Origin of the sequence: Corallococcus sp. AS-1-6, assembly GCF_020037015.1 — a bacterium.
GTDB lineage: Bacteria > Myxococcota > Myxococcia > Myxococcales > Myxococcaceae > Corallococcus.
Genome location: NZ_JAIQDE010000010.1, coordinates 65,384 through 91,744 on the forward strand (window position 1 = coordinate 65,384; position 26,361 = coordinate 91,744).

Annotated in this window: 25 protein-coding genes and 2 tRNA genes; 10 read left to right on the forward strand and 17 right to left on the reverse strand. The window is 70.3% G+C overall.

The window, feature by feature from the left end:
* Position 1 precedes the first annotated feature (1 nt).
* Positions 2 to 2,164 (reverse strand): SPFH domain-containing protein, encoded by a 2,163-nt coding sequence (locus tag K8612_RS15680; protein ID WP_223762845.1) that lies wholly within the window; start codon positions 2,162 to 2,164, stop codon positions 2 to 4.
* Positions 2,165 to 2,281: 117 nt separating this feature from the next.
* Positions 2,282 to 3,094 carry a hypothetical protein gene (locus K8612_RS15685; protein ID WP_223762846.1) on the reverse strand — a complete coding sequence of 271 codons (813 nt, stop codon included), beginning with the start codon at positions 3,092 to 3,094 and terminating at the stop codon, positions 2,282 to 2,284.
* A 220-nt stretch (positions 3,095 to 3,314) separates the two neighbouring features.
* Here K8612_RS15685 and K8612_RS15690 point away from each other — a divergent pair, with 220 nt between their 5' ends.
* The 4 genes from K8612_RS15690 (at position 3,315) to K8612_RS15705 (ending at position 6,593) form a co-directional block, all read left to right on the forward strand.
* The gene (locus tag K8612_RS15690; RefSeq protein WP_223762847.1) at positions 3,315 to 4,370 is read left to right on the forward strand and encodes a DNA topoisomerase IB; all 1,056 of its coding nucleotides are present in this window, start codon (positions 3,315 to 3,317) and stop codon (positions 4,368 to 4,370) included.
* A 79-nt stretch (positions 4,371 to 4,449) separates the two neighbouring features.
* Positions 4,450 to 5,181 carry a 2OG-Fe(II) oxygenase gene (locus tag K8612_RS15695; protein WP_223762848.1) on the forward strand — a complete coding sequence of 244 codons (732 nt, stop codon included), beginning with the start codon at positions 4,450 to 4,452 and terminating at the stop codon, positions 5,179 to 5,181.
* A gap of 113 nt (positions 5,182 to 5,294) precedes the next feature.
* Positions 5,295 to 5,489 (forward strand): hypothetical protein, encoded by a 195-nt coding sequence (locus K8612_RS15700; RefSeq protein WP_223738170.1) that lies wholly within the window; start codon positions 5,295 to 5,297, stop codon positions 5,487 to 5,489.
* A 39-nt stretch (positions 5,490 to 5,528) separates the two neighbouring features.
* Positions 5,529 to 6,593, forward strand: coding sequence for a patatin-like phospholipase family protein (locus K8612_RS15705; protein ID WP_223762849.1), 1,065 nt, complete (start codon positions 5,529 to 5,531; stop codon positions 6,591 to 6,593).
* A 9-nt stretch (positions 6,594 to 6,602) separates the two neighbouring features.
* On the opposite strand, the gene K8612_RS15710 is transcribed toward K8612_RS15705, so the two are convergent.
* Complete coding sequence (locus K8612_RS15710; RefSeq protein ID WP_223762850.1) at positions 6,603 to 7,814, reverse strand: alpha/beta hydrolase; 1,212 nt, start codon at positions 7,812 to 7,814, stop codon at positions 6,603 to 6,605.
* Positions 7,815 to 7,874: 60 nt separating this feature from the next.
* Positions 7,875 to 8,510, reverse strand: a complete 636-nt coding sequence (locus tag K8612_RS15715; RefSeq protein WP_223762851.1) for a pyridoxamine 5'-phosphate oxidase family protein — start codon at positions 8,508 to 8,510, stop codon at positions 7,875 to 7,877.
* Positions 8,511 to 8,620: 110 nt separating this feature from the next.
* Here K8612_RS15715 and K8612_RS15720 point away from each other — a divergent pair, with 110 nt between their 5' ends.
* Entirely contained in the window at positions 8,621 to 9,562 is a 942-nt protein-coding gene (locus K8612_RS15720) for a LysR family transcriptional regulator (protein ID WP_223762852.1), read from the forward strand.
* Between the two features lie 42 nt (positions 9,563 to 9,604).
* Here K8612_RS15720 and K8612_RS15725 read toward each other — a convergent pair.
* The 4 genes from K8612_RS15725 to murJ form a co-directional block, all read right to left on the reverse strand.
* Positions 9,605 to 9,678 (reverse strand) — tRNA-Met (locus tag K8612_RS15725).
* Between the two features lie 78 nt (positions 9,679 to 9,756).
* A tRNA-Met gene (locus K8612_RS15730) sits at positions 9,757 to 9,830 on the reverse strand.
* 103 nt (positions 9,831 to 9,933) lie between these two features.
* Positions 9,934 to 11,940, reverse strand: coding sequence for a S1 RNA-binding domain-containing protein (locus K8612_RS15735; protein WP_223762853.1), 2,007 nt, complete (start codon positions 11,938 to 11,940; stop codon positions 9,934 to 9,936).
* Positions 11,941 to 12,168: 228 nt separating this feature from the next.
* Positions 12,169 to 13,806: a murein biosynthesis integral membrane protein MurJ gene (murJ, locus tag K8612_RS15740; protein ID WP_223738164.1), complete on the reverse strand. Its 1,638-nt coding sequence runs from the start codon at positions 13,804 to 13,806 to the stop codon at positions 12,169 to 12,171.
* A gap of 201 nt (positions 13,807 to 14,007) precedes the next feature.
* Between murJ and K8612_RS15745 the strand changes: the two genes are divergently transcribed.
* The 5 genes from K8612_RS15745 to K8612_RS15765 all read left to right on the forward strand — a co-directional run bounded on the left by K8612_RS15745 (position 14,008) and on the right by K8612_RS15765 (position 19,365).
* Positions 14,008 to 14,496 carry a ferritin family protein gene (locus K8612_RS15745; RefSeq protein WP_223762854.1) on the forward strand — a complete coding sequence of 163 codons (489 nt, stop codon included), beginning with the start codon at positions 14,008 to 14,010 and terminating at the stop codon, positions 14,494 to 14,496.
* Positions 14,497 to 14,552: 56 nt separating this feature from the next.
* Positions 14,553 to 15,425: an encapsulin nanocompartment shell protein EncA gene (gene encA, locus K8612_RS15750; RefSeq protein ID WP_120566121.1), complete on the forward strand. Its 873-nt coding sequence runs from the start codon at positions 14,553 to 14,555 to the stop codon at positions 15,423 to 15,425.
* Between the two features lie 25 nt (positions 15,426 to 15,450).
* Positions 15,451 to 16,875, forward strand: a complete 1,425-nt coding sequence (locus K8612_RS15755; protein WP_223738162.1) for a sigma-54 dependent transcriptional regulator — start codon at positions 15,451 to 15,453, stop codon at positions 16,873 to 16,875.
* Positions 16,876 to 16,950: 75 nt separating this feature from the next.
* Positions 16,951 to 17,982 (forward strand): M23 family metallopeptidase, encoded by a 1,032-nt coding sequence (locus tag K8612_RS15760; protein WP_223738161.1) that lies wholly within the window; start codon positions 16,951 to 16,953, stop codon positions 17,980 to 17,982.
* A 78-nt stretch (positions 17,983 to 18,060) separates the two neighbouring features.
* Positions 18,061 to 19,365, forward strand: coding sequence for a hypothetical protein (locus K8612_RS15765; RefSeq protein ID WP_223738160.1), 1,305 nt, complete (start codon positions 18,061 to 18,063; stop codon positions 19,363 to 19,365).
* 36 nt (positions 19,366 to 19,401) lie between these two features.
* Here the strand turns inward: K8612_RS15765 and rsmI are convergent, their stop codons facing one another.
* The 9 genes from rsmI to rlmN form a co-directional block, all read right to left on the reverse strand.
* Positions 19,402 to 20,235: a 16S rRNA (cytidine(1402)-2'-O)-methyltransferase gene (gene rsmI / locus K8612_RS15770; protein WP_223738159.1), complete on the reverse strand. Its 834-nt coding sequence runs from the start codon at positions 20,233 to 20,235 to the stop codon at positions 19,402 to 19,404.
* Between the two features lie 13 nt (positions 20,236 to 20,248).
* Positions 20,249 to 20,614 carry a YraN family protein gene (locus K8612_RS15775; RefSeq protein ID WP_171421594.1) on the reverse strand — a complete coding sequence of 122 codons (366 nt, stop codon included), beginning with the start codon at positions 20,612 to 20,614 and terminating at the stop codon, positions 20,249 to 20,251.
* Positions 20,615 to 20,649: 35 nt separating this feature from the next.
* The gene (locus K8612_RS15780; RefSeq protein WP_223762855.1) at positions 20,650 to 22,560 is read right to left on the reverse strand and encodes an ATP-binding protein; all 1,911 of its coding nucleotides are present in this window, start codon (positions 22,558 to 22,560) and stop codon (positions 20,650 to 20,652) included.
* Between the two features lie 101 nt (positions 22,561 to 22,661).
* Positions 22,662 to 23,051: a 50S ribosomal protein L19 gene (gene rplS / locus K8612_RS15785; protein WP_223738156.1), complete on the reverse strand. Its 390-nt coding sequence runs from the start codon at positions 23,049 to 23,051 to the stop codon at positions 22,662 to 22,664.
* 119 nt (positions 23,052 to 23,170) lie between these two features.
* Positions 23,171 to 23,908: a tRNA (guanosine(37)-N1)-methyltransferase TrmD gene (trmD, locus tag K8612_RS15790; protein WP_223762856.1), complete on the reverse strand. Its 738-nt coding sequence runs from the start codon at positions 23,906 to 23,908 to the stop codon at positions 23,171 to 23,173.
* Positions 23,905 to 24,456, reverse strand: a complete 552-nt coding sequence (gene rimM, locus K8612_RS15795; RefSeq protein ID WP_223738154.1) for a ribosome maturation factor RimM — start codon at positions 24,454 to 24,456, stop codon at positions 23,905 to 23,907. The genes trmD and rimM overlap by 4 nt, the downstream gene beginning before the upstream one ends.
* A complete protein-coding gene (locus K8612_RS15800; RefSeq protein WP_223738153.1) occupies positions 24,453 to 24,737 on the reverse strand; it encodes a KH domain-containing protein in 285 nt (94 codons plus the stop codon). The genes rimM and K8612_RS15800 overlap by 4 nt, the downstream gene beginning before the upstream one ends.
* Positions 24,738 to 24,760: 23 nt before the next feature.
* Positions 24,761 to 25,021 (reverse strand): 30S ribosomal protein S16, encoded by a 261-nt coding sequence (gene rpsP / locus K8612_RS15805; protein WP_014397299.1) that lies wholly within the window; start codon positions 25,019 to 25,021, stop codon positions 24,761 to 24,763.
* Between the two features lie 102 nt (positions 25,022 to 25,123).
* On the reverse strand, positions 25,124 to 26,254 hold the full coding sequence (gene rlmN, locus K8612_RS15810; RefSeq protein WP_223763026.1) for a 23S rRNA (adenine(2503)-C(2))-methyltransferase RlmN: 1,131 nt from the start codon (positions 26,252 to 26,254) through the stop codon (positions 25,124 to 25,126).
* Between the last annotated feature and the right edge of the window lie 107 nt (positions 26,255 to 26,361).

The following is a 26,361-nucleotide window of genomic DNA, read 5'->3' on the forward strand; positions in this document are numbered from 1 at the left end:
TTCAGCCCTGCTGCTTCTGCGCGAGGGCCGCGGCTTCCGACTGCACCAGCGCCTTGATGCCGGCGGCGGTGGTCTCCGTGGGGCTCACCGACATCCGGTTGAGCAGCGCCGCGACGGCCAGGTTCTGCGCGTCGTTGCTGAGGCCCGGCTTGGAGAGGATCTCCTTCAGGTCCGCCGGCAGGTCCTTCTCACCGTTGAGGTAGCCGCCGAGCGCCTTCTTCAGCGACTCGCTGTGCTCCAGCGCGCCGTCCACCGAGCTGCCGACGGACACGGCCTTGATGAAGTTCTCGAAGAACTTCCCGTCGCCGCCGACGATCTGGAACTTCGCGTTGCTGAACGCCTGGGCCAGGACGGTGGCCTGGGCCTGGGCGATCTCCTTGCGGACGTTGATGGCGGCCAGCTCCACGTCGCGCTCCTTCTGGAGGCGCAGGCGGTACTCCTCGTGCTCGCGGCCCACGCCGTCCAGGGCCTTCATCGCGGCGGCCTTCTCCGACAGGCCCCGGGCCTCGGCCATCAGCTTCTCCTGGATGGCGGCGGCCTCGGCCAACTGCTTCTCGCGCGTGGCGAACGCCTCCGCCTCGCCGCGCTTGTGGATGGCGGTGGCCTCGGCCTCCTGCACGCGGGCGTTCGCCAGGCCCTTCTGCTCCGCGCCCGCGGCCTCGGCGAGCAGCTTCTCGCGCACCGCGGCGGCCTGCGCCTGGCCCTGCTTCTCGATGACGGAGGCCTCGGCCTCCTTCACGCGCACCTGCGCCATGCCCAGCTTCTCCGTGGCGACCGCGTCGGCTTCACGCACGCGCACGGTGGCGAGGCCCGCCGCGGCGGACTCGGCCTGGATGCCCTCCGCCAGCCGCATCTTCGCCTTGGCCTGCTTGTCCGCGGCCTCCAGGTCGGCCTCCGCCAGGGTGAGCTTCTCCTTGGCCATGAACACGGCGATCTTCGCGCTCGCGTCCGCGGCGGTGACGTCCTTCACGGACGCCTCTTCCGCGTGCGCCTGGGCGGTGATGATGATCGCCTCCTTGGTGCGCCTGGCGTCCGACGTCACGCGCAGGTCCTTGATGTTCTCCTCTTCCTGGGCGACGGTCTTCTCCACCGCGATGCGGGCGCGGACCACGTCGGCGATGGCCTTCTTCTCCGACTCCAGCGCCTTCTCCTTCGCGATGCGCTGCAGCTCCGTCTCACGCTCGCGGTTGATGGCCTCCAGGGCGCGGTCCTTCTCCACGCGCTCGGACTCCACGCCCACCACGCGCTCGCGGTTCTTCTGGGCCACCTGCACCTGGCGCTGCTTGTTCTCCTCGTTGATGGCGATCTCTTCCTCCGCCTTGATGCGCGCCAACTGCGCCTTGGCGAACTCCTCGCTCTTCACGCGGTCGGCCTCGGCCGTCTCACGCGCCTGGATGCTGTCGATCTCCCGGCGCTGCTTGGCGGCGGCCTCCTCGCGCTGACGCTCGAGGGAGAAGATGGCCTCGTCGGCTTCCACGTTGCGCTTGGTCACCGCCAGGCGCTCGGTCTGCCGCAGCTCGTTGGTGAAGACGTTCTGCTCGGTGGTGAGCTGGGTGATCTTCCGGATGCCCTGCGCGTCCAGGATGTTGTCCTTGTCGAGCATCTCCACCGGGGTCTGCTCGAGGAAGTCGATGGCGCAGTCCTCCAGCATGTAGCCGTTGAGGTCGCGGCCGATGGTCTCCACCACCTTGTCCTTGATCTCGTCGCGCTTGGTGTAGAGCTGCTCGAAGTCGAAGGACTTGCCCACCGTCTTGAGGGCTTCGGAGAACTTGGCCTCGAAGAGGTTCTCCAGCGTCTCCTGGTCCGACGCGCGGGCGCAGCCGATGGACTGGGCCACCTTGAGCACGTCCTCACGCGTCTTGTTCACGCGCACGAAGAAGGTGACCTTGATGTCCGCCCGGATGTTGTCCTGGCAGATGAGGCCCTCCTTGCCGCGGCGGTCGATTTCGACCGTCTTCAGCGAGATGTCCATCACCTCCGCGCGGTGGACGATGGGCAGCACCACGGCGCCGGTGAAGGTGACCGTGGGCTCGGTCTTCATGGTGTTGACGATGAGCACCTTGCCCTGATCCACCTGGCGGTAGAACTTGGCCACGCTGACGAAGATGCCGAAGAGGATGATGATTGCGACGCCGGCGATTGCCGCAGTGGTGATCAGATCCATGGCCTATCCTGTGAAGTCCGTTGGGCGGGCCTTGTTCCAAGCACTCGGGGTCCCCCGCGAAAGCCACCCGGTGCCGATTGCCGCGCCCGTCCGGAGGAGCCCGGAGGACGCCAATGTTCATCGCTGGGCGCGGGCTCGCGCGATGGCCGCGGCCTTCAGCGGATCCCGGAGCTGCTCCATTTCCTGGGGCAGGAGCCAGTCCACCGGCTCCACCTCGTACACGCCCCGCTCCGCGTCGTAGCCGAGGATCAACGCCGGCTGGCCGCGCTTGAGCTGGTTGGGCTTGTCACAGAAGACGTTGAGGATGAGGCCCGCGGCCCCATCGTCGAAGGTGGCGTGGCCATCCCTGGCCGTCACGCTGCCGCTGGAGATGGTGCACACGCGGCCCATCAGCGCCTCACGGCCCGGGGCCTTCTTGGCGATGAAGATGGGGCGCAGGGGCCGCACCGCGAGCCCGCCCGCCACCGTCCCCACCGTCGCGCAGACGAGCCCCAGGCCCGTGCTCACGAGCCACGAGGGCAACATGGAAAGCGCCGCGTGCGTGGCCTGTCCGCCGAGCAGCGACAGCGACCAGGAGAGGAACACCACCAGGCTCACCGACACGGTGACGGGGATGCCGCCGAAGCCCAGCATCGCGAGCAGGCCGGTGGCGGCCTCCGCGTCGTGCAGGTGCGAGTGCCCCGCGTGGCCGACGTCATGGCCTCCGACGGCCTTCGCGCCCCCTTCCAGGAGCCCCGAGGTCGCCTTGGCGCCGCCCTCGAACGCGCCGCTCACCGCCTTGGCGCCGCCCTCCAGGTCCACGTCGCCATCCAGCATGTCGATGCCCGCCGCGCCGATGATCACGCACAGCCAGTAGGCCAGCACCACACCGAGGAGGATGGTGAAGATCGCGGTCGGGAACGCCAGGAGGGCGTCGAGGAAGGTCGTCATGCCTCGGGAATAAATTGAGAGGTGGGAGTCGCAACGAACTCTAAACGACTGCACCCCCATCCGAAAATGCCACCCGGGGCTTTTCCGGTCGCCTGCTGTGCGGGCCGCCAGGGGGCACCCGGATTGCCGCCCCGGCGTGGGCTGCGCACTACAGGAGGCGATGCCCTCCCACGCCACCGTTCCAGGATCCGAGCGCGTCCCGCCCGCGAGTCGCCGCGGAATGACCCAGTTGGAGCGCCTCCGGCAGGACGGTCACCGCCGGCTGGGGACGATGAAGCGAGGCTTCCGCTACGTGGACGCGCGGGGCCGGGCGGTGCCGCCAGCGGAGCGGGAGCGCATCGACGCGCTGCGGCTGCCGCCCGCCTGGACGGACGTGGCCATCTCGCCCAAGGCCTCCGCGCGGCTCCAGGCGGTGGGCCGGGACGGCGCGGGCCGCTGGCAGTACCGCTACAGCGAGGCCCACACGCAGAAGCAGCGGGACGCGAAGTACCAGCGCATCGTGGGCTTCGCGCAGGCGCTGCCGAAGATGCGGCGCCAGGTGAACAAGGACTTGCGCCGGCGGGGCCTGGGCCGGGAGCGGGTGCTCGCGGGGATGCTGCGCATCCTCGGGACCTGCTTCATCCGTCCGGGCAGCGAGCGCTACGCCGAGGAGCACGGCAGCTTCGGGCTGGCCACGCTGCGCTCTCGGCACGTGAAGGTGCAGGGCGACACGGTGGTGTTCGACTACCCGGGCAAGTCCGGCGTGCGGCAGCACCGCGAGCTGAAGGACCGGCGCGTGGCGACGCTCGTGCGGCAGTTGTTGAAGGTGCCCGGGCGGGATGTCTTCAAGTTCGTGCTCGACGACGGCGCGGTGGTGGACGTGCGGCGCCGGCACATCAACGAGTACATCCAGCAGGTGATGGGCCCGGGCTTCAGCGCGAAGGACTTCCGCACCTGGGCGGGCACGCTCATCTGCGCCTGCGCGCTGGCGAGGGCCCGTGAGCGCGTGGAGGACGGCGACGGAGGCCCGGTGAAGAAGACCGTGCTCAAGAAGAGCATGGTGGCCGCGGTACGCGAGGCCTCCGAGCACCTGGGCAACACGCCCGCCGTGGCGAAGGCGTCGTACATCTACCCGTCCGTGCTCGTCCTGTTCGAGCGGGGCCAGGTGGTGGACCGCTACTTCAAGTCCGTGGACGAGCTGGCGGCGAGCGCGGGCGAAGGCATGCACTGCTCGGAGAAGGCGCTGCTGCACATGCTGGGCAGGTCGAAGGGCGGCGTGAAGCAGGCCAGCCTGTAGCCCCGGGCTCGGCCGGGAGGGAGGCGGGCGGTGGTGGTTCTCCTCTCGCGCGCGCCGGGAAGGCGCTAGCGTCCGGTCCGTGCCCGAGTACGTGACCCACCGCGACGCCCTGCCCCGCGCGGCGCTGGAGGCCCTGGGGGATGCCCTGCTCGGCTCCCGCTTCGTCGCGCGCAGTCCGTTGATGGGGACGTTCCGCGCGAGCCGGGGCTTCGCGTTCATCTTCACGCGAGAAGGCCGCGCGACGCTGGAGGCCCGCTTCCCGTTCCTGTCCGTCTACCTGCGCCGCATCCTGGATGACGACAGCGCGCGCGGGCTCCTGCCCTGGACGCAGCGCTGGTTCGGGGGCAAGGACACGCGTCCGCGTCCCAATGCGTTCTACCTGAACCTGCTGCTGCTGGACGCGGGCACGCCGGTGGGACGGCACATCGACGCGACGTTGCAGGAGCCGAGCGGCGTCCCGGACGCGACACCGGAGCACGTGAGCGTCCTGTACCTGCGGGTTCCGGAAGGCGCGCGGGGAGGCGCGCTGCGGCTGCTGCGCGACAACCAGCTCCAGGGCGAGGTGCGCCCCAGGCCGGGCCTGCTGGTCCACTTCCGTGGCAACCTCCAGCACGAGGTCCAGGCCTTCACCGGCGGACCGGAGGGGGCCCTGCGCGCGAGCCTCGTCTGCGAGCAGTACGCGTTCGCGGACGACGTGCTGCCCCGGCTGCCGGTGTTCCGCATCCAGTCCAAGGCGGGCTTCTCCGCCTACCTGGAGGCCCAGCGCGAGCGCGACGGCGCGCCCCCTTCCGTGGGAACGCTGGAGGAGTGAGCGCCCGCTGGAGCCCCGCTCCTGGAGCGTGCGTCCGCCCGGGCAGACCACCGCTTGCGCCCATCGGGTGTCATCCCAAGGCTTGAGGTTCACGTTTTGATGGGAGGACGACCATGGCGGGCAAGAAGCTGGAGGGCTACGGGGAGACCAGTGAGCAGCGCCAGCGGCACCTGGAGAACGACGAGTTCTCCGAGCGGGCGCCCCGGACGCCCGAGGAGCTGGAGGAGGCGCGCACCGAACCAGAGGACGGCCACCAGGTGGTGACGCTCCATCCGTTGGATTCGGAGCGTCCGGACGACGAGCGCTGAGCCTCCGTCCGTGCCGGACTGCTAGGGTCCGCCCCCGCGATGAGCCAGAGCCTGACCCTGCTTGCGGGCCCCGACGCCCTGCGCATCCTCCGGGAGCGCGGGCTGCGCGCGGAGGACGTGGACATCCTTCCGGGCGCTTCCGGTGGCCCGAAGTGGCTGGGGCTGGAGGGGATCGACCGCGTGCTGTTCGGCGAGCTCCTCCAGCAGCCGCGCACCCGGCCGCTGCACCTCATCGGCAGCTCCATCGGGAGCTGGCGGCTGGCGTGTCTGGCGCAGAAGGACCCGGTGGCCGCGCTGAAGCGCTTCGCGGACGCGTACCTGGAGCAGCGCTATCCGCCCAAGCCTCCGCCCTCGCTGGTCAGTGAGAGGAGCGCGACGATCCTGGATTCCCTCCTGGGGCCGGACGGCATGGAGGAGATCCTCACGCACCCGTGGGCGCGGCTGCACGTGGTGACGACCCGGTGCAAGGGGCTGCTCGCGGTGGAGCAGTCCAGCGTGCAGCTCATGGGCTTCGTGCTGGGCGCGCTGGCGAACGCGGTGAGCCGCCGGACGCTCGGGCTCCACATGGAGCGCGTCGTGTTCCACACCGCCGGGGACACCAGCCCCTTCGCCGGGCTCAAGGACCTGCCGTCGGTCCACCGTCCCCTCACCCGCGACAACCTGCGCCCCGCGCTCATCGCGTCGGGATCCATCCCGATGGTGCTCGCGGGCGTCCATGACATCCCGGGCGCGCCTCCTGGCACGTACCGCGACGGCGGCGTCGTCGACTACCACCTGGACGTGGACTACGGCGCGGGCGACGGGCTGGTGCTCTATCCGCACTTCTATCCGTACGTGGTGCCCGGCTGGTTCGACAAGTCGCTCAAGTGGCGGCGCGCGGGACCGCTCAACTTCCGCCGCGCGCTGATCATCACGCCATCCCCCGCGCACCTGGCACGGCTGCCCGGTGGACGCATCCCGGACCGCTCCGACTTCACGAAGCTGAAGGACGCGGACCGGATCCGCGCGTGGAGACAGGTGCTGACCGAGGGCGACCGCATGGCGGATGAGCTGCGCGAGCTGCTTGCCTCGGGGCGCATCGCGGAGCACGTCCAGTCGCTTTAACGGAGCCGCTCAGCAGGCGAGCCACGCTCGAAGCGCGGCGTAGACCTCCGGGTGGTCGAGCAGGTCCAGGTGGTTCGCGCCCGGGATGATGCGCTGGTTCGCTTCCGGGAACCGCAACGTCAGCTCCGGCTGGGCATGGCGCCCGAGCGCGCTGTCCACCGGCACCAGCCCGTCACCGGGCAGCCGCTCCGCCAACGCCTTCGCGGTGGTGGCCGCGACCGCGTAGCAGGCCACGCCCTCCGGCAGCGAGAGGCCGCGACGCGCATCCCCACCCCATCCGAAGCGCTCCCGCCCCTCCCAGTGCGCGTCGAGCACGTTGCCGAAGCGCAGGTCGGTGACCCCGGCACCGCGGATCCGTCCCAGGCGCGCGAACGGCGCGCTGTACGGACTGAGCTCCAGCAGCACGTCCACCCAGCTCCCACCGCGCTCCAGCGGCGACCCATGATGGGGCGACCCAAGACAGACGAGCCCTCGCAACAAGGACCGCCACCCCTGGCCCTCGGCCTCCGCCGCGAGGCACGCGCTCCGCGCCACCAGTCCACCCATGCTGTGGCCCAGGAGCGTCAGCGATTCGAGCGGCACGGGCCAGCAGGCCACGAGCTGTTCCAGCAGCCCGGAGAGCGCACGCCCGTTCCGGGAGATGTGCAGGCCGCTATTGTAGTGGAGGTAGACCGGCGTGTAGCCGAGGTCGCGCGCCAGCGCCGCGCCATGGTCATGCCCCCGCCGGCTCCACTGAAGGTCGTTCATCGAGGAGCCATGAATCAGCACGAGCAGCCGGCTCCCTGCCTCCGGGAGGGCGGCGCGCAGGGCCTCGGGCTCCAGGCACAACGGCTGCCCGTGGACCCGGAACGCCATCGGGATCGCGAGCGGGTTGCCCTGCGCCTCCAGCGCATCCCCCAGCACCCCGTTCAGCGCGGAGACCACCGCCTCCCGCTGAGGTCCCGGAGCACTGTCCCCCAGCCACGGAGAGAGCCGCGCGAGCACGGCATCGAGCCCTGCCCCGACGTGCCGCGTGACCTCCTGGAGGGTCGAGTAGATCAAGCTCGTCACGGCTCGCGCCGGGCGCTCCAGCGGCCTGCCCAGGACGGACGGCCCGCTGGCGATGGTGCAGTGCACCTCCTCGACGAGCCCCATCACGCCCCGGGTGCCCTGCACCACGAGGCGGCTGGCCCCCCGCAGGGCCTCCGCGTTCGTCCGTACGCCTGGCGACTGGCTGTTCATGGCTCGTGCCTCCATGGCCATACCTACCAGACCGTAACCTACCCAACCGTAGGTCCAGGGTCAAACGGGGGAACGCTTCAAGCGAGCAAGCTCCTCGCGCAGGGAGCGGTTCTCCGAGCGCAGCGTCTGGAGCTCGGTCGACACCGGCCGCAGCAGTTCGTCCAGCTCCGCCTCGGTGAACCGGGGCGTGATGTGCTTGGGGCAATTCCAGTCATGGCCCTCCACCCGGAGCACGAAGCCGCGCTCGGCCTTCGTGCCTTCTCCGGGTACCTCCAGGCGCTCCATCGTCGCGGGGTCCGTCTCGCGGGTGATGACGGTCGCATGCGCCAGGACCTTCAGGCGCGCACGGTTCGGGTAGTCCACGAAGATGAGCGCGACCCGGTCGTTCTCGCTGACGTTGCCCGCGGAGATGTACTGCTTGTTGCCCCGGTAGTCCGCGAAGCCCAGCGTGTGGGGGTCCAGCACCCGGACGAAGCCCGGCGGACCGCCCCGGTGCTGGATGTAGGGCCAGCCGTTCGCACCGACGCTGGCCATGTAGAAGCTGTCACGCCGGGCCAGGAACTCTTCCTCGTCGGGGGTGAGCACGTCCGGCGCGTCCCCTGCCCTCTCCATCCGCGCATAGGCCGCGCGGCTCCCATGCTGCTCCTGCAACGCCTTCACCGCGGGCGTGAAGGCGAGTCTGGCGAATCGGCCCATGGCTCTTCCTGGCGACACGGCGGAATTGCCGATGCACCACGTATAGCCACCGGGGCAGGTGAAATAATCAGGCGGGCAGGCAAGACTTCATTGCCAACTTCGCAAGAATCATGGACCAGCTCTTCACGCTCCGGACGTTCGTCGCCGTCGCCAGGCAGGGAAGCTTCACGGCCGCGTCCCGCCACCTGCGCATCTCTCCTTCGGTGGCGACCCGGGCCATCGCCCAGCTCGAGGAGCGGCTCGGGCTCGCGCTCCTCACGCGCACGACGCGCTCCGTGCGCCTCACCGAACGGGGGCAGGTCTACCTGGAGAGCTGCCAGCGGCTGCTGGAGGACCTGGACGAGGCCGACCGCCGCGTCCGGGGGGAGAACGCCGAGCCGCGAGGCGAGCTGCACCTCTCCGCCCCCATCGTCTTCGGACGGCTCCACGTCCTGCCCGTGGTCCAGAAGCTGCTCGCGGCACATCCGGCCCTGTCCGTCCGCCTGCACCTGTCGGACAGGAACCAGCAGCTCGTGGACGAAGGCATCGACGCAGCCGTCCGCCTGGGGGAGCTGAAGGACAGCAGCCTCATCGCCCTTAAAGTCGGCGCCGTCCGGCGCGTGCTGGTGGCCAGCCCCCACTACGTGAAGCAGCGCGGGACACCCCGCTCGCCCGCGGAGCTGAGCCGCCATGAGCTCATCGCCTTCGAGAACCTCGACGCGACGAACGAGTGGCGGTTCGGCGAAAGGGAGAAGCCGGTGCGCGTCCAGCCCCGGCTCATCCTCAACAGCGCGGACGCGGCCATCGCGGCGGCGGAGCAAGGGGTTGGCATCGCGCGCACGCTCTCGTACCAGGTGGCGGACGCCGTGCTCGCGGGGCGGCTGGTCCTGCTCCTGGGGGCGTTCGCGCCGCCTCCCGTCCCGGTGAGCGTCATCTACCCTGGCCGCCGCAGCGCCTCCGCGAACGTGGGCGCGTTCGTCCGCACGGCCCGCCGCCACTTCGAGGAGCACCCACTGCGGCCCGTCGAAGCATGGCGCCCGCCCGGGCATGCGGGCGGGAAAGCCAGACGCTGAAAAGCGAAAGGGCCCCGGCGTTTCCACCGGGGCCCTCTCTAGTTGCGGGGGCAGGATTTGAACCTGCGACCTTCGGGTTATGAGCCCGACGAGCTACCAGGCTGCTCCACCCCGCGTCACCGTGACGCGGTACTGCGATTCTCGATTTGAACACCCGGGATCGAAACTTTCATTTCGACCCCGGGCTTTTCAAGTTGCGGGGGCAGGATTTGAACCTGCGACCTTCGGGTTATGAGCCCGACGAGCTACCAGGCTGCTCCACCCCGCGGCGAGAACGAGAGGGTAAGTACCGAAGCCCCTCGCTACCGTCAACACCTATCTCGGCGCCCCCTCGCATTGTCGCGTGCGAGCGCCGAGATGGCGTGACGTCACTACTTGCCCAGCTTGCTGAGCAGATCCGCGAAGGTGCCGAAGCCCTTCTTGCCGCCGCCCACGGGCTGCTGCGTCTTCTGCCACGCCTCGACCTCGGCGCGCTCCTCCGCGCGGATGGCCGCGGGGATGGACAGGCGGATCTTCCCGGAGGCGTCGATGTCGATGATCGCCACCTTCAGCTCCTGGCCGATGGCGAAGTGCTTGCGCATGTCCGTGCCGCGATCCGTGCCCGTCTCGCTGGCCGGGATGAGGCCCTTGCCGCCCGGGAACGCGAGGAACACGCCGTAGGGCTCCAGCCGGTCCACCTTGCCGACGACGACCGCGCCCACCTTGGGACGGGGCGCCGCGGGCTCCTTGGGCGCCGAGGGCTGCGCCTCCTTCGCCGGACGCTCCTCGGGAGGACGCTGGGCCTCCTCCTCGGAGATGCGGCGCAGGCCGATGCGCTTGTCATTGGGGTCGATCTTCTCGACGGAGACCCAGATGACCTCGCCTTCCTTCACCGCGTCGCGCGGGTGCGCGATGCGCCGGTCGCTCAGCGCGGAGATGTGCACCAGGCCGTCCACGCCCGGGCGCAGCTCCACGAACGCGCCGAAGGGCTGGAGCCGGACGACCTTGCCCTGCAGGCGGTCGCCCTCCTTGATCTCCTCCAGCGCCTTCTTGAACGGATCCTCCTGACGCGACCGCAGCGACAGGGTGATGCGCTCCTTCTGCTTGGCCTTGTCCGGGGAGTTGGGCTGGCCCTCCTCCATGCGGAGGATCTCCACCTCCACCTCGTCGCCCTGCTTCACCACGTCGCTGGGGTGCGCGACGCGCGTGTAGGAGAGCTCGGAGACGGGGACCATGCCCTCCACGCCGCCCAGGTCCACGAACACGCCGAAGTCGCGCACGCCGGAGACCTTGCCCTTGACCGTCTTGCCCACGGCCAGGTTCTTGCGCGTCTCCGTGGCCAGCCGGCGCTGCTCGTCCTCCAGCAGCGAGCGGCGCGACAGCACCACGTTGCGGTCGCGCACTTCCGTCACGCGGAACTGGAGCTTCTCGCCGATGAACTGATCCGGCTTCTCCACGAAGCGGATGTCCAACTGGCTGATGGGGCAGAAGGCGCGCGTCTCACCGATGGCGACTTCCACGCCGCCCTTGTTCACGCTGAGGACCAGGCCCTCCACCGGCATGCCGGAGGCGCGGGCCTCCGCGAGCATGGCGAAGGACGCGTTGCCCTTGGCCAGCGCGCGGCTGAGCATGATGCCCTTGGCGCCCATCTCCACGACGTGCGCCTCCAGGCGGTCGCCCACGCCGAAGCGCAGGATGCCCTCGTCGTCCTTGAGCTCGCGCAGCTCGATCATCGCCTCCGACTTCGCGGAGCCGTCCAGCGACACGAACGCGGTGTCCGCGCCCAACTGGAAGATGGTGCCGGCGACCTTCTCGCCAATGCGCACGCCGCGGCGGCCCGGAGCGCCACCGTCCTTGACCTGCGCCTCGAACATGTCCGCGAAGGACTCGGTCTCCGGGACCTCGTCGTACAGCGGGCTGGACGGCGCGGGGGCCGGCGTCACCGGACGCGGCGCGGGAGCCGGCGTGGAGGCCGCGGAGGCCTGCGCGTCGGCGCCCGTCTGCTCCGCGGTCGCGGTCGCCTCGGCGGGCTTCTCACCCTCCAGGGCGCGCGTCTCGATGGAGCCCGAGGCCCGCTTCACGACCACCATGGGACCGGATGGACGGCGCTCGCCGCCTCCGCCACCTCCCCGGCGCTCGCCGCCACGGCCACCGCCGCGCTCGCCGCCGCCACGGGGCGCGTCGCCCTGGGGACGGGGCTGCGACTGGGCGTCGCGAGGACCGCGATCACCGCGGCCCTGCCCGCTCTTCTCATCGCGGCCGCCACGGCCACCGCCGCGCTCGTTGCCCTGGCCCCCCGAGGGGATGCCCAGCATCACGTCGCCAAACGTGGCCTTCGGCTTCTTGGGACCGAAACCGCCAGGACCGCCCGAATTTCCGCCGCTCTTCTCGTCGCTCACTGCCGAGACCTTCCGTTGACGATTTCCGACCCGGGACTTCCTTGAAGTCAGGGCCTCTTGAAAAAGGCGGCGCACTCTACACGCGCGCCATGCCCGGAGGAAGCCGCATGCGGCCATCCCCTCCACAAAGGGCCTCCTATCGCAACGGAAAGGGCCCTGTCCTGCATTCCGTTTGAGCTCCCAGGCACCGCCCGCCGGGCAGCCGCCCCACCGGGCGCCGCGCCGCGTCTACCGGGCGAGCCCCAGGCGCCGGCCCACCTTGCGGAAGACGGCGCCCGCCTCCGGAACCCCCAGCGCGGCGGACACGGCGAAGTAGACGACGCCGAAGGGCACCGCCGTCGCCATCAGGCCCAGCACCGGGTGCAGCCGGGGCGGCACCAGCAGCGTCCCTCCCCACTCCACCCCCACCCCGGGCATGGGGCCCAGGAGTCCGGTGAGGCCCTGCTTGACGGCCAACGCCACGAGCCCGGCCACCACCGCCGCGCCGTACAGCCGGGGCAGCAGCCCCGAGGGCAGGCCCACGGGCCCCACGATGGAGCGCAGCTTGCGGCGCAGGAGCGTGGTCTCCACCCAGGCGACGATGCCGCTGGACAGGGTGAGGAACGCCGCGCCCAGCTCCCGGGGCAGCCCCAGGCGCTCCGGCAGCCACAGCGCCAGGAACCAGGCCTTCACCGTCCCCAGGGCCACGCGCACGATGGCGTAGCGCAAGGGCGTCTTCGGGTCCTTCAGCGCGTAGAAGGCGGACGCGTAGAGCCGGCCCACGGTGGACGCCACCAGGCCCACCGCGGCGCCCATCAGCAGGTACCAGAGGTAGCGCGAGTCCGAGGCGCCGAAGCGGCCCGTCTGCAGGAGCGCGCCGCTCACCAGGTCCCCCAGGAAGAGGAGCGCGGCGGCGGACGGCACCACCCAGAAGGCGATGCGGCGCGAGCCCGCGTCGATGCGGCCGCGCAGCTTCGTGTGCGCCTGGGCCTCCCCTTCCGCCGTGGCGCGCGCCATCTCCGGCAGCTCCGCGGCGGACACCGCCATGCCGAAGAGGCTCACCGGGATGAGGTAGATGGTCTGCGCGTAGAGCAGCGAGGACAGCGCGCGGTTGGAGATGAGCGACGCGAAGGCGGTGTCCACCCACGCGCTGAACTGGACCACGCCGCGCCCCAGCACCACCGGGCCGAAGTTCTTCAGCACCTGGCGCACGGAGGCGCTCGCCAGCGACAGCACCGGGCGGAAGCGGCCCAACAGGCGCATCACCGTGGGCACCTGCACCGCGAACTGGAGGAAGCTGCCCAGCACCACGCCGTAGGCCAGCCACTCCGTCACGGCCTCTTCCGCCGCGCGGCCCCCGGACGTGCCCTGCACGCGGCCCACCCCCAGCAGCGTGGCGATGATGACGACGTTCCACACCACCGGCGCCAGGTAGGACAGGAGGAAGCGCCGGTGGCTGTTGAGGATGCCCAGGCACCACGCGCTCAGCACCAGGAAGCCCGTGCCCGGGAAGAGGATGCGCACCAGCCGCACGGCCAGGTCGCGCTCGCCGCCCTGGAAGCCCGGCGCGATGAGGTCCACGAACAGCGGCGTGGCCAGCATGCCCAGCGCCACCATCACGCCGGTGGCCAGGGCCAGCAGGCCGAACACCGCGCCCGCGACCCGGTCCGCCTCGTCCGCGTCCTTCTTGCCCAGGAGCTGGGCGTAGACGGGGATGAAGGAGCCCGACAGGACGCCTTCGCCGAAGAGGTTCTGGAGGAAGTTGGGGATGCGCAGCGCGGCCTTGAAGACGGCGGCGGCCTCCGCGTTGCCCAGGTAGTGCGCGAAGACCCGCTCGCGCACCAGCCCCATCAGCCGTGACGCCAGGATGCCAATGGCGACCAGCATCGCGCCACGGCCTCCCGCGCTGCGTTCAGGGCCGGACGGTGGCGGGGCGGCCGGAGCGTCGGGCCGGGGGGGCGAGGCGGGTGCGGGGGCGGTCACGAAGGGGCGGACTCTACGTCCGGCGTTCTTCGGCATGCAGCAGGAAACCCTTCGACCGCTGTTTCACTTGACGGTCTCCCCACGGGTTGCGAGGGTCCGCCCTCAATGGCCGGAAAGTCCGACACCGAGCGGTCCGACGTCGCGCGCATCCGCGCCGTCCTGGCGCGCGAGCTCGAGACCATCAACGAGTACGAGGCGTACGCCGAGGACTCCTCCCTCCCGGAGGTCAAGGCCTTCTTCCTCCACCTGGCGGCGGAGGAGAAGGAGCACGTGTCCGAGGCCACCCACATGCTCCGCATGCTCGACAAGGGTCAGGACGCGCACTTCGCGAAGCCCTTCGTCCCCGGCCACTTCCAGGCCGCCACGGGGGGGGGCTCCCCGGAGCCCGCCCCGCCCGCCGCTGAACCCTCGCCCGTCGTGACGCGCGCGCCGCCCTCGGTGGGCCGCCTGGCGAACGAGCCCCTGACGTCCCTGCCGCCCCAGCGCCTGATCTACGGCGTCCCCGCGCCGCCGCCCGCCGCCAACGGCCACCCGCTCACCATCGGCAGCCTGCGCCGCGGCGGTGGAAGCGGTGGCTCCGGTGGCGGTCGTTAGAACCCTCTTGCTTCCTGCCTTCCCCTCCTCTGCCGCCGCTCGTGACGGAGACACAGATGCCTGACTTCCTTGGACATGCCGAGAACCCGCTGCGCGAAGAGGAGTGGGCGCGCCTCAACGAGACGGTGATCCAGGTGGCTCGCCGGTCGCTGGTGGGCCGCCGCATCCTGGACATCTACGGGCCGCTGGGCGCGGGCGTGCAGACGGTGGCGTACGACGAGTTCCAGGGCGTGTCCCCGGGCGCGGTGGACATCGTCGGGGAGCAGGAGACCGCGATGGTCTTCACCGACGTCCGCAAGTTCAAGACCATCCCCATCATCTACAAGGACTTCCTGCTGCACTGGCGGGACATCGAGGCGGCGCGCACGCACAACATGCCGCTGGACGTGTCCGCCGCCGCTGGCGCCGCGGCGCTGTGCGCGCAGCAGGAGGACGAGCTCATCTTCTACGGCGACCAGCGCCTGGGCTACGAGGGCCTGATGACGGCCAACGGCCGCCTCACCGCCACGCTGGGGGACTGGACGGCGCCGGGCGGCGGCTTCCAGACCATCGTGGAGGCCACGCGCAAGCTCAACGAGGCCGGCCACTTCGGCCCCTACGCCGTGGTGCTGTCGCCGCGCCTGTACTCGCAGTTGCACCGCATCTACGAGAAGACGGGCGTGCTGGAGATCCAGACCATCAGCCAGCTCGCGGCGGACGGCGTCTACCAGTCCAACCGCCTGCGCGGTGAGTCCGGCGTGGTGGTGTCCACGGGCCGGGAGAACATGGACCTGGCGGTGGCCATGGACATGGTCGCGGCCTACCTGGGCGCCAGCAAGATGAACCACCCGTTCCGCGTGCTGGAGTCGCTGCTCTTGCGCATCAAGCACCCGGACGCCATCTGCACGCTGGAAGGCGCCACCCCCGCCGCTCCCCCGGCGCGCCGCTAGGTCGCGGTCGCCGCGCGAAAGACTCATGGCCAAGGTCCTGGTCATCGACGACGAGACGAACCTGCGCAAGGTGCTGGCCGCCCTGCTGCGCCGCGACGGGTTCGACGTCACCGTGGCGGAGAACGGCGAGCAGGGCCTGGCCGAGTTCCACAAGAACGGCGCGGACATCGTCGTCACCGACCTGGTGATGCCCAAGCTGGGCGGCATGGAGGTGCTGGCCGCCGTGCGCACCGCCAACCCGGACGTGCCGGTGATCATCATCACCGCGCACGGCACCGTGGACTCCGCCGTGGAGGCCATCAAGGCGGGCGCGTTCGACTACATCACCAAGCCGTTTGATCAGGCGGAGCTGTCCTCCGTCGTGGCCAAGGCCGCCAAGACGAACGAGAGCGCCAAGCGCTCCGTGCGCGCGGACCACAAGGCCCGGTCCGCCATCATCGGCGAGTCGCCGCAGATCCAAGACGTCTACAAGATCATCGACAAGGTCGCGGACACGCCCTCCACGGTGCTGATCACCGGGGAGAGCGGCACGGGCAAGGAGCTCATCGCCACCGCGCTGCACGGTGCGTCCAGCCGCCGCGACAAGCCGTTCATCAAGATCAACTGCGCCGCCATCCCCGCCACGCTCCTGGAGAGCGAGCTGTTCGGCTACGAGAAGGGCGCCTTCACCGGCGCCGTCACGTCCAAGCCCGGCCGCTTCGAGCTGGCCGACGAGGGCACCCTCTTCCTGGACGAGATTGGCGAGATCCCCGTCGAGATGCAGGTGAAGCTCCTGCGCGCGCTCCAGGAGGGCGAGTTCGAGCGCGTGGGCGGCATCAAGACGACGCGCGTGAACGTGCGCCTGGTGGCCGCCACCAACCGCGACCTCCAGGCGGAGATCGAGGCGGGCCGCTTCCGCAAGGACCTGTACTACCGGCTGGCCGTGGTGCCCATCGTGCTGCCCGCGCTGCGCGAGCGCCGGGGCGACATCCCGATGCTCGCCGCGCACTTCGTGGACAAGTACAACCGGCGGCTCCACAAGAAGATCGAAGGCATCGCCGACGACGCGCTCGCGCTGCTCCAGGCGTACGCGTGGCCGGGCAACATCCGCGAGCTGGAGAACCTCATCGAGCGCGTGCTGCTCTTCGCGGACGGCCCCCTCATCACCGCCAGGGACCTGCCGGAGCCGGTGCGCGGGGGAGCGGGCGTGCAGGCGGGGGCCCAGGTCGCCGCCTCGCTGGGCACGCTGGACGTCCCCGTGGGCGAGGTAGGCCTCAAGGACATCGTGCGCATGAAGGCCGCGGAGTTGGAGCGCGACCTCATCGTCAAGAAGCTGGAGGAGACGGGCGGCAACGTCACGCGCGCCGCGCGCCTCCTGCAGATCAGCCGCAAGTCGCTCCAGACGAAGATGAAGGAGTTCGGCCTGCGCGACACCACCCCGGACGGTCAGGAAGACGGCCCGGACGAGTAGCCCGGGGCGCCGAAATATCGCCTTCTTCCCGGCGGTTTCGGCCCCCGCGTACCTTCTTACCCTCAGGGAGCCTGAATGCGGCCGAATCTTCCCACCCTCGGTGGACCACCGAAGCGCAATCCCTTCGGACCGGTGGTTGCCGTCTCCGTCATCCTCGGCGCGGCCGCGGGTGGCGTGTGGTGGTGGAAACAGCGCATGGCGGATGTCCCCCTGGACGTCGCCTCGCAGACCGCGTCCGCGCTGGACGCCGGCACCGTGGCCGAGGCCCCCGTGGCCCCGCCCGCGCCCACCGACCCCGTGAAGGCCGCGGGCCTGGAGCGCGTGTCCATCCGCATCGAGGGCCCGCTGGAGACGGCGCTCGTCCAGGCCTCCGACGCCACCGTGGGCCCCGCCCTGGCGCAGGTGGTGACGCGCACGCTGGTGTGGTGGGTGCGCGTCCCCGGTGAAATCCTCCGGGGGGACACCCTGGACGTGCTCTACCAGCGCCGCCCCAACGAGGAGCCGCTGGTGTACGCGGTGCGCTTCGTGAGCGGCAAGACGGGCCAGACGCACCGCGCCTACCGCTTCACGCCCGCGGGTGAGCAGAACGCCCGCTACTACCTGCCTGGCGGCGACGAGCTGGAGCTGCGGATGGAGAAGTCGCCCATCGACAGCTACGAGCAGATCACCTCGCTCCTGCGCGACGGCCGCGGCCACAAGGGCGTGGACTTCCGCGCGCCGGTGGGGACGACGGTCCGGGCGCCCTTCGCGGGCGTCATCAAGCGCAAGAACTGGAACTTCGGCAGCAACGGCAACTGCATCGAGCTGGTGGAGTCCGGGGGCAAGGGCCGCCGCGCCCTCTTCCTGCACCTGGCGGAGCTGCCCAAGAGCATCCAGCCCGGGATGCGCGTGAACGCGGGCCAGGTCCTGGCCCAGAGCGGCAACACGGGCCACTCCTTCGCCCCCCACCTGCACTACCAGCTCATGCTGGGCGAAAACCGGGTCCTGGACCCCTTCGACCAGCACAAGACCTTCCGCGCGTCCCTGGCGGCCGCCCAGAAGGGCGCCTTCGACACCGAGGTCCAGCGGCTGGACGGACTGCTGGGAACCTCCGTCGCGGGGAAGTAAAGCCCCACCCATTTCTTGACACTCCTCCGACGGCACGGCTAGCTGGCAGGCCTGGGCCGTGGTCGTCGGAGGTAGTGGATGCACAGGTTTCGCGCCGTCATCGCCGCGCTGACGCTGGGCGTGCCGTTCGCCGCCAGCGCGGCGGAGATCACCCGGATTGCTTCCTCGTTCGAGGACGATGATCCGTTCGACCTCTTCCTCGACGTGGGCTTCGAGCGCTCGCAGACGCGCGCGAAGATCGTCCGCGAGCAGCTCAGCGACGGTGACGCCACCAGCGTCCCGGACGTCAATGAGCTCTGGTACAAGGGCGTGGACGCGCGGCTGAACCTGGCCGTGGCCTTCGGCCTGTGGAAGGACCTGGAGTTCAGCTTCAAGCTGCCCATCGTCTTCCAGCAGAACGAGACCTGGGACTTCGTCTCGGGGACGACCCAGGGCAACTCCACCATCACCAACAGTTGCTACAACGCGGACGGCTCGCCCTACTCCGCCGAGGGCTGCAAGGGCCGGCTGTTCCAGGTGCCCCAGGAGAGCTACCGCGGCGGCCTGGGCAACGTGCACTTCGGCCTGGCGTACGCCTTCTTCAACCAGGAGAAGGACGACACCAAGCCCACGTGGATCGTCGGCATCGACTACGAGGCGCCCACCGCCAAGCAGCGCGACCCGAGCCTGGACAACACGGACCCGGACGGCGACCGCGGCAACGTGGGCGACCGCGTCCACAAGTACCAGCTCTACACGTCCTTCTCGCGGAAGATGGGCGTGGCGGAGCCGTACTTCAAGGCGTCCTACACCATCCCGGTGCGCGGCCCCGGCGCCTACTCCAACTGCGACCAGTCCGTCACTCCCCCGCCCAACTTCGGCGACGGGCGGCCCAACCTGGGTGCGCCGTACAACTGCTACAAGGAGCCGTGGACCCGGAAGGAGACGGGCATCCAGGCCCCCTCGCAGACGGCGCTCACCTTCGGCATGGAGCTGGTGCCCTTCGAGAACGCGGCCAGGTCCCAGAAGTTCGCCCTGGACCTGCGGCTGCTGGGCAACTACGTGGGCCGCGGCCGGTACTACAACGAGCTGAGCTCCGCGCTGCGCAAGCTGCTCACCTCCGACGACTACTTCCAGGTGGGTGGCCAGGTGGGCGTCACCGCCCGCGCCGCACAGGCCTTCACCATCCGGGCCTCCGGCAACTTCCTCTACAACACGGACCACCTGCTCACGACCGAGGCCATTGGCCAGGACCTGAACGGCGACGGCACCGTGGACACGGCCCCGGGCTCGGACGAGCTGAACCCCACGTTCGACTGGCGCTACGACCTGGTGTCCCGCCGCTTCCGGGCCATCCAGAGCACCACGTTCCGCTTCGACCTGGGCGCGACCTTCAGCTTCTGAAGGCCCGCGCCGGATGACCGCGGCGGTGGGCCTCCCCTACCGCTGCTTCAGCCCCAGGCCCAGCCGGTACACCTCCTGGCCGGGCCACCCCGCGCGGCGGGCCAGCTCCGTGCTCAGCGGCTTGAGCTTCTCGCCGCGAGCCAGGCCCGACTCCAGCGCCCGGAGCAGCTCGTCCTCGCTCCAGCGCTGCTCCCCGGTGCGCCCCTCCACCAGCACCACCACCTCGCCCCGGGTCTCCTCGCCCGCGTAGCGCGCCACGAGCGCGGACAGCGGGCCCCGGACGAACTCCTCGTGCAGCTTGGTCAGCTCGCGCGCCACGCACGCGCGGCGGTCGCCCCAGGCCTCCTGCAGGTCCACCAGCGTCTCCGCCAGGCGGCGCGGGGATTCGTAGAGGACGCAGGTGGCGGACAGGGGCGCCACTTCATCCAGCATGGCCCGGCGCTCCGGCCCCTTGCGCGGCAGGAAGCCCAGGAAGTGGAAGCGCCCGGTGGGCAGGCCTGACGCACTCAGGGCGGCCACCAGCGCCGTGGGGCCGGGCACCGGCTCCACCTTCAGGCCGCGCTCCAGCGCCTCCGCCACCAGCTTCTCCCCCGGGTCGCTGATGCCGGGGCTGCCCGCGTCGGTGATGAGCGCGCAGTCCTCCCCCGCCTCGATGCGGTCCAGGATGCGCCCGGCGCGCTGCCCCTCCGCGAAGGCGGGCAGGCTCACCAGGTCCTTCCCGGCGATGCCGAAGTGGTCCAACAGGATGCGCGAGTGCCGGGTGTCCTCGCACGCGAGGAAGCCGGCGGTGCGCAGCGTCTCCAGGGCCCGGGCGGTGACGTCCCCCAGGTTCCCGATGGGCGTGGCCACGAGGTAGAGCGTTCCAGCCAAGGGACGGATTCCTTTACATGCCAGCGTCGAAGGCGGCGGGCAGGTGCTCCACCCGGGCGTGCTCGCCCTGGCCCACGACGGAGATGACGTCGAAGCGCACCATGCGCCCGTCGATGCCGTTCTGGAAGAGATAGTGCAGCGCGGCCTTCACCACCCGGCGCTGCTTGGCGAAGGACACGGTGTGCGACGGGTCTCCCCACGCCGCCGTGGAGCGCATGCGCACCTCCACGAAGCACATGAGCTCCCCCTGCTCCGCCACGATGTCCAGCTCGCCGTAGCGGCACGTCCAGTTGCGCGCCACCACCCGGAAGCCCTGCGACTCCAGCAGGCGCACGCCCTGCGACTCCGCCACGTCCCCCACGTCCCGCCGCGTCCCCATTCCGTCCCCGCCGCCCCTTGGACCTCCGGCGGCGGCTAGACGTTAACGGTGCCGTCCGACATCTGGCCGAAGCCCGGGTGGGCGGTGACGTGCAGCACCTGCGTGAGCGTGCCCAGGTGCTTGAGCATGCGGGCGACGAGGGGCAGCTTCGCCTCGTCCACGCCCGTCAGCACGTCGTCCAGGAGGAAGGGGCGCTTCACCCGGGCGCACGTCTTCTCCACCACCGTCATGCGCAGCGCCAGGTAGTAGAGGTCGATGTCCTTCGGGGACAGCTCGCCCACCGGGATGCGGTTGTTCTGCGCGAGCAGGAAGGCGTTGCCCTCGCGGTCCCACTCCACGCCCTGGTAGCGCCGGTCCGTGAGCGCGGTGAGGTACTGCACGCAGCGGTCCTTCAGCAGCGCCTGCACCGAGAGCATGTCCGTCGTGAGCACGTCCGCGGCCTGCGACAGCACCAGGGGGGACGGGTCCTCCAGCGGATCCACCGGCGCGGGCGTCTGGCCGGGCGCCGCGGCCACCGGCACCGGGGGCGCCTTCGCCAGCGCGATGGACTCCTTCAGCCGGGACAGCTCCCGCTCCACCTCGCGCAGGTCGCGCACGTAGGTGCCCTTGGCGGACAGCTCCGCGTTGAGGGCCTCCTGCTGCGCGCGCAGCTCCTGTCCGTCGCGGATGGCGCCCTGGTACTCCTCGGAGGCCTCGAACTCCTCCAACTGCGTCTGCAGCTCCCCCAGCCGGATGCCGAGCAGGTCCTTCTGCTCCAGCGCGGCGGGGATCTCCGTGTAGCTCTCCAGGTTCAGGGCCTTGACGGCCATGCGCACGGGCGCGTCCTCGAGCTCGAACTCGTCGAGGATCTTCTTCTGCCTCGCGTCCTTGCGGTTGTCCTTGGAGCCCTTGCGCGTGGCGTGCTGCAGGTCATCCACGTAGCGCAGCGCCATCCACGCGGCCGCGCCGAAGGCGGGGATGTTGACCAGCGCCAGGTAGCGCCACATGGGCTGCGCCGCGACGATGCCCAGGCCCACGCTCAGGCCCATGAAGAGCACGCCCGCGCCCAGGCCGCCCCAGAAGTAGCGGTTCTGGGTGAGGGGCGGCACCTTCAGCGACGCGTCCTCCAGCTCTGGATCGCGGTCCGTCTCCAGCCGCGCCAGCGCCTCGTCCCGCCGCGCCACCACCTTCGGGTAGCGCTTCACGCGCGAGAGGATGTCCAGGGGCAGCCCCAGCGACTCCGGCGAGGGGGCCGCGCGCCAGGCGGCCTCCGCTTGGGCAATGGCCTCCTTGAGCCCCTCCCCGCCCTTGAGCTTGGAGTCCGCCTCGAAGATGAGCGACGCCAGCTCGTCCACCTTGAACTGGAGCTGATCCACCGCCTTCGCGGTGACGAGTTCCTTCTCCAGCACCTTCACCTTCGCCTCGGCCGCCGGCACGTCCTCCGCCGGGAGCACCTGGGAAGCGGTCGCCAGCGACGGCGTGGCCCCGGAGGCCCTCGCGCCCGCGGCCGCCGCGGCCTTCGCCAGGCTCTTGCGAGGCCGGCGCGACGGCAGCATCACCAGTTGGAGGCAGTACACCTGCTCGAAGGTGGTGCGCGGAGGCAGTCCCGCCTGGCCGCGCAGGTACTGGTTGATCTCCGAGACGTCCGTGGACACCAGCTCCGGCTGGCTCGTGGCGGGGTTGAGCCGGTGCAGCGATCCAGAGCCGCCCAGCTCGCGCAACACCCGGTACGTCATCCCGTCCTGCCCCACGAACGTCAGCGCGGCCTTGCCGGAGCGCCCCGCGGAGCCCACCAGGCTCGCGTCCCCGCCCCGGCCATCCGCGAACAACAGCGACAGCGCCAGGTTCGCCAGCGGCAGCACGTCCGCCGTGGGCGGCTTGAGGATGAGGTATCCGGTCTTCAGCGGGAAACGCCCGGCGGGAGAGAACCCGCGGACGTTCTGGATGGCGACCTCGACGAAGTGCATGGCGCGCGCAGTCTAGCCCGAACGAAAAAAGGAGCGTCCAGTGACGGACGCTCCTTCTCGCACGCGGCCGCGAAGGCCGCGAGAGGGTTTCTGAGGACCTACTAGCCCCGGGCGGCGGCGGCCTTGGCGGCGGCCTTGTCCGGGTCCACCTGCACGTCCACGCGCGAGGCCTTGCCCTTCAGCTCGCGGAGGTAGAACAGGCGCTTGCGGTTCACGTCGCCGCGGGTGAGGACCTCGATCTTCTCGTAGCGCGGGCTGTGGATGGGGAAGATGCGCTCCACGCCGACGCCGAAGGACATCTTGCGCACGGTGAAGGTCGCGCGGTTCGTGCCCTTGGTCTTGCGGATGACCACGCCCTCGAAGGCCTGCACGCGCTCCTTCTCGCCTTCCTTGACCTTCCAGTGGACGCGAACGGAATCACCCGTGCGGAACGCGGTGATGTCCTTGCGCAGGAACTTGTTTTCGACGTGCTCGATGAGGCTGCGGCGCATGACGGACTCCAGAAAGCGGAACTTGACGCGTAGGACGCGTGGAAAAGAGCGGGCCGTCCTAGCAGAGACCGCCGGGACGAACAAGCCTGCAACAAAAGGTTCCGCGAGAACACGCAGGGTTACAACGCTTCTTCTTCCCTGGCGAGCAGTTTCTGATCCGCTTTGCTGAACACCAGCCGCGCGAACAGGTCCGGCCGCCGCTCCTGTGTGAGCTTGATGGCCTTCCACCGGCGCCAGCGGGCGATGCGGGCGTGATCGCCGGACTGGAGGACGGCCGGCACCTCGGCGCCCCGGAAGACGGGCGGCCGGGTGTAGTGCGGGTGCTCCAGGAGGCCTTCCTCGAAGCTCTCCGCCACGGAGGACGCCTCGTTGCCCAGGACGCCCGGCACCAGCCGCGCCACCGCGTCCACCACCGCCAGGGCGGCGACCTCCCCGCCCGTGAGGACGAAGTCGCCCAGGGACAGCTCGCCGTCCAGGAAGGGCATCACCCGCTCGTCCACGCCTTCGTACCGGCCGCACACGAGGATCAGCCCGGCATCGTGCCGAGCCAGCTCGCGCGCCGTCGCCTGCGTGAACGTGGGCCCCCGGGGGCTCATCAGGAGCGCCTTCGCCCCGGGCAGACGGGCCCGGGCGGCCTCGATGGCGGCCACCAGGGGTTCGGGCTTCATCACCATGCCGGCGCCGCCGCCGTAGGGCGCGTCGTCGGTGACGCGGTGCTTGCCCTCGGCGTAGTCGCGCACGTCGGTGAGCGTGACGGAGAGCAGCCCCTTCTCCTGGGCCTTCCCGAGGATGCTCGCGCCCAGGTAGCCGGACACCATCCCGGGGAACAGCGTGAGCAGTTCCACCCGGTAGCTCACCCGCCGTCTCCAGACTTCCCCGGCGAATCGTCCGCATCCAGGTACTCCGGGGGCCGGATGACGATGCGCCCCGCGGGCACATCCACCGCCGGCACGAACTCGTCCGCGAAGGGCACCACCAGCTCCGGCCGGCCCTTCGCACGGATCACCAGGTTGGGAACCTCACCGGTGGCCCAGACCTCCTCCACCGTGCCCAGGGAGGCGCCCTGCTCGTCCACGGCGTTCAACCCCACGAGGTCACCCTGGAAGAACTCACCCTCCTCGGGCGGCTCCAGGTCCTCGCGGTAGACGAACACCTTCGCGCCCACCAGCGCCTCCGCGGCCGTGCGGGACTCCACGCCCTCGAAGCAGACGAGGTCTTCCTTGTTCGCGGGGCGGAAGGTCTCCAGGGCGTACTCGCGCTCTTCCCCGGAGCGCAGGCGCAGCCGGACACGCTCGACCGTGCCGAGCGTCTCCGAGGCGGGGTCGAAGCTCTTGACCGCCACCTCGCCGCGCAGCCCGTGCGCACGGGCCACGTAGCCCAGCTCCAGACAGGCCTGCGCGCTCACCGCGCGGCGTCCGGAGTGGGCGGCGCCGGGGGAGAACCCGGAGCGCGGCGATCGTCAAGGATCTCCAGGCGGACCTTCTGGCCCTGCTTCTGGGCGGCGGCGTTGATCAGCGTCCGGAGGGCGTTCACGGTGCGCCCATCACGTCCGATGACCTTGCCGACGTCCTCGGGGGCGACCTTCAGCTCATAGAGCCGGCCGCCATCCGCCTCGGAGATGCGCAAGGTGACCTGGTCGGGTTGATCAACCAGGGCCTTCGCCAGATACGTGAGCAGCGGCTCCACGTCTTGTCCAGACGGGGGCGTGCTCAGGCGGTGGTCGCCGGGGCCTGCTTCTTCGCCGTCTTGATCAGGTCCGCGACCGTCTCGGAGGGCAGCGCGCCGCTCTTCAGCCAGTAGTTCAGCCGCTCCTCGTTGAACTGCACCTTCGCGGGGCTGTGGTTGGGGTCGTAGGAACCGACCTGCTCCAGGAACTTGCCATCGCGCGGGCTGCGCGAGTCGGTGGCAACCACGTGGTAGTACGGCATCTTCTTGGCGCCCGCGCGGGCAAGACGGAGGACAACGGCCATGGAACGCTCCAGCGAAATCGTGTGACTTCTACGGTAACAGGCGGAGGGGGGCGCTCTTAGCGCCCCGCCGACTGGATTGTCAAGGAAGCTCGGGTGCTTATGTCACACCGGGGCTTCAGCGGCCGTCTCGTCGCGGTTGGCGAGCTGGCCACAGGCCCCGGCGATGTCCCGGCCCCGGTTCTTCCGGATGTATGCCGCGACGTGGGCCTCGGCAAGGATGGCCCGGAACTCCTCGGCCCGCTGCTCGCCGGTCGTCTGGAACCCCAGGCCAGGGTTCTCGTTGTAGGGGATCAGGTTCACCTTCGCGGGAATGTCGCGCAACAGCTCCTTCAGCCGGTGCGCGTCCTCGTCGGTGTCGTTGAACCCTTTGAGCAGCACGTACTCGAAGGTGATGCGGCGGCCCTGACGCAGGGGGAACTTGCGGCAGGCATCCAGCAGCGCCTGGATGTTCCACTTGCGGTTCACCGGCATCGTCTTGCTGCGCTGCTCGTCCGTGCTGGCGTTGAGCGAGATGGCCAGCTTGACGTCCGTCTCCTGGCCGAAGCGCTCGATCATGGGCACCAGGCCCACGGTGGAGACCGTGATGTGCCGGTGGCTGAAGTTGGGCCCCTCCTCCGACTGGAGGATGGAGAGCGCCGTCTTGAGGTTCTCGAAGTTGTGGAGCGGCTCGCCCATGCCCATGAACACCAGGTTCGTGAGCGGGCGGAGCGTCTCCAGGCCCTCGTTGGCGCGCACCTCGCGGTTCACCGCGTGCACCTGGGCGACGATCTCGCCGGGCGTGAGGTTGCGCTTCAACCCCAGCGTGCCCGTCATGCAGAACGAGCAGGCCATGGCGCAGCCCACCTGGGTGGACACGCAGAGCGTCTTGCGGTCCTCCGCCGGCATGTAGACGGACTCGATGAAGCGCCCGTCGCGCGTCTTGAAGCGGTACTTGATGGTGCCGTCGACGCTGCGCTGCTCCAGGTCCTTCACCAGCGGGACGATCTCCGCCTGGACCTTGAGCTTGTCGCGCAGGGCCTTGGACAGGTCCGTCATCTCGTCGAACGTCGTGGCGCCGCGCTGGTGCAGCCAGCGGTAGAGCTGCGCCGCGCGGAACGGGCGCTCGCCCAGTTGCTCGCTCAGGAACAGCGCGAGCTTCTCGCGCGACAGGCTGGCCACGTCGACCAGCTTCGCGGGGGCCGGCACCGGCAGGGGCTCGGTGACTGGGAGGGCTGTGGCGGTGGGCTCGGACATCATTCAGTCGGGGCTAACGGAGGGCAATGGGGCGTGCTTCCCACAAGAAGGCACGGCAAGTCAAAGGAGTGCCCGCCCCCTTCCCTGCCGGCCCCTTCGAGTCCGGG

What these genes read in the sequence shown, in the direction of transcription:
- K8612_RS15715 (WP_223762851.1), bottom strand. Translation starts at nt 8,510, where the DNA reads ATGGGCCGATTCGCCAGACTCGCCTTCACGCCCGCGGTGAAGGCGTTG.
- encA (WP_120566121.1), top strand. Translation starts at nt 14,553, where the DNA reads ATGCCTGACTTCCTTGGACATGCCGAGAACCCGCTGCGCGAAGAGGAG.
- K8612_RS15705 (WP_223762849.1), top strand. Translation starts at nt 5,529, where the DNA reads ATGAGCCAGAGCCTGACCCTGCTTGCGGGCCCCGACGCCCTGCGCATC.
- rpsP (WP_014397299.1), bottom strand. Translation starts at nt 25,021, where the DNA reads ATGGCCGTTGTCCTCCGTCTTGCCCGCGCGGGCGCCAAGAAGATGCCG.
- murJ (WP_223738164.1), bottom strand. Translation starts at nt 13,806, where the DNA reads ATGCTGGTCGCCATTGGCATCCTGGCGTCACGGCTGATGGGGCTGGTG.
- K8612_RS15685 (WP_223762846.1), bottom strand. Translation starts at nt 3,094, where the DNA reads ATGACGACCTTCCTCGACGCCCTCCTGGCGTTCCCGACCGCGATCTTC.
- rlmN (WP_223763026.1), bottom strand. Translation starts at nt 26,254, where the DNA reads ATGTCCGAGCCCACCGCCACAGCCCTCCCAGTCACCGAGCCCCTGCCG.
- K8612_RS15755 (WP_223738162.1), top strand. Translation starts at nt 15,451, where the DNA reads ATGGCCAAGGTCCTGGTCATCGACGACGAGACGAACCTGCGCAAGGTG.
- K8612_RS15760 (WP_223738161.1), top strand. Translation starts at nt 16,951, where the DNA reads ATGCGGCCGAATCTTCCCACCCTCGGTGGACCACCGAAGCGCAATCCC.
- K8612_RS15680 (WP_223762845.1), bottom strand. Translation starts at nt 2,164, where the DNA reads ATGGATCTGATCACCACTGCGGCAATCGCCGGCGTCGCAATCATCATC.
- K8612_RS15690 (WP_223762847.1), top strand. Translation starts at nt 3,315, where the DNA reads ATGACCCAGTTGGAGCGCCTCCGGCAGGACGGTCACCGCCGGCTGGGG.
- K8612_RS15745 (WP_223762854.1), top strand. Translation starts at nt 14,008, where the DNA reads ATGGCCGGAAAGTCCGACACCGAGCGGTCCGACGTCGCGCGCATCCGC.
- K8612_RS15775 (WP_171421594.1), bottom strand. Translation starts at nt 20,614, where the DNA reads ATGGGGACGCGGCGGGACGTGGGGGACGTGGCGGAGTCGCAGGGCGTG.
- rplS (WP_223738156.1), bottom strand. Translation starts at nt 23,051, where the DNA reads ATGCGCCGCAGCCTCATCGAGCACGTCGAAAACAAGTTCCTGCGCAAG.
- K8612_RS15700 (WP_223738170.1), top strand. Translation starts at nt 5,295, where the DNA reads ATGGCGGGCAAGAAGCTGGAGGGCTACGGGGAGACCAGTGAGCAGCGC.
- K8612_RS15765 (WP_223738160.1), top strand. Translation starts at nt 18,061, where the DNA reads ATGCACAGGTTTCGCGCCGTCATCGCCGCGCTGACGCTGGGCGTGCCG.
- K8612_RS15780 (WP_223762855.1), bottom strand. Translation starts at nt 22,560, where the DNA reads ATGCACTTCGTCGAGGTCGCCATCCAGAACGTCCGCGGGTTCTCTCCC.
- K8612_RS15710 (WP_223762850.1), bottom strand. Translation starts at nt 7,814, where the DNA reads ATGAACAGCCAGTCGCCAGGCGTACGGACGAACGCGGAGGCCCTGCGG.
- K8612_RS15720 (WP_223762852.1), top strand. Translation starts at nt 8,621, where the DNA reads ATGGACCAGCTCTTCACGCTCCGGACGTTCGTCGCCGTCGCCAGGCAG.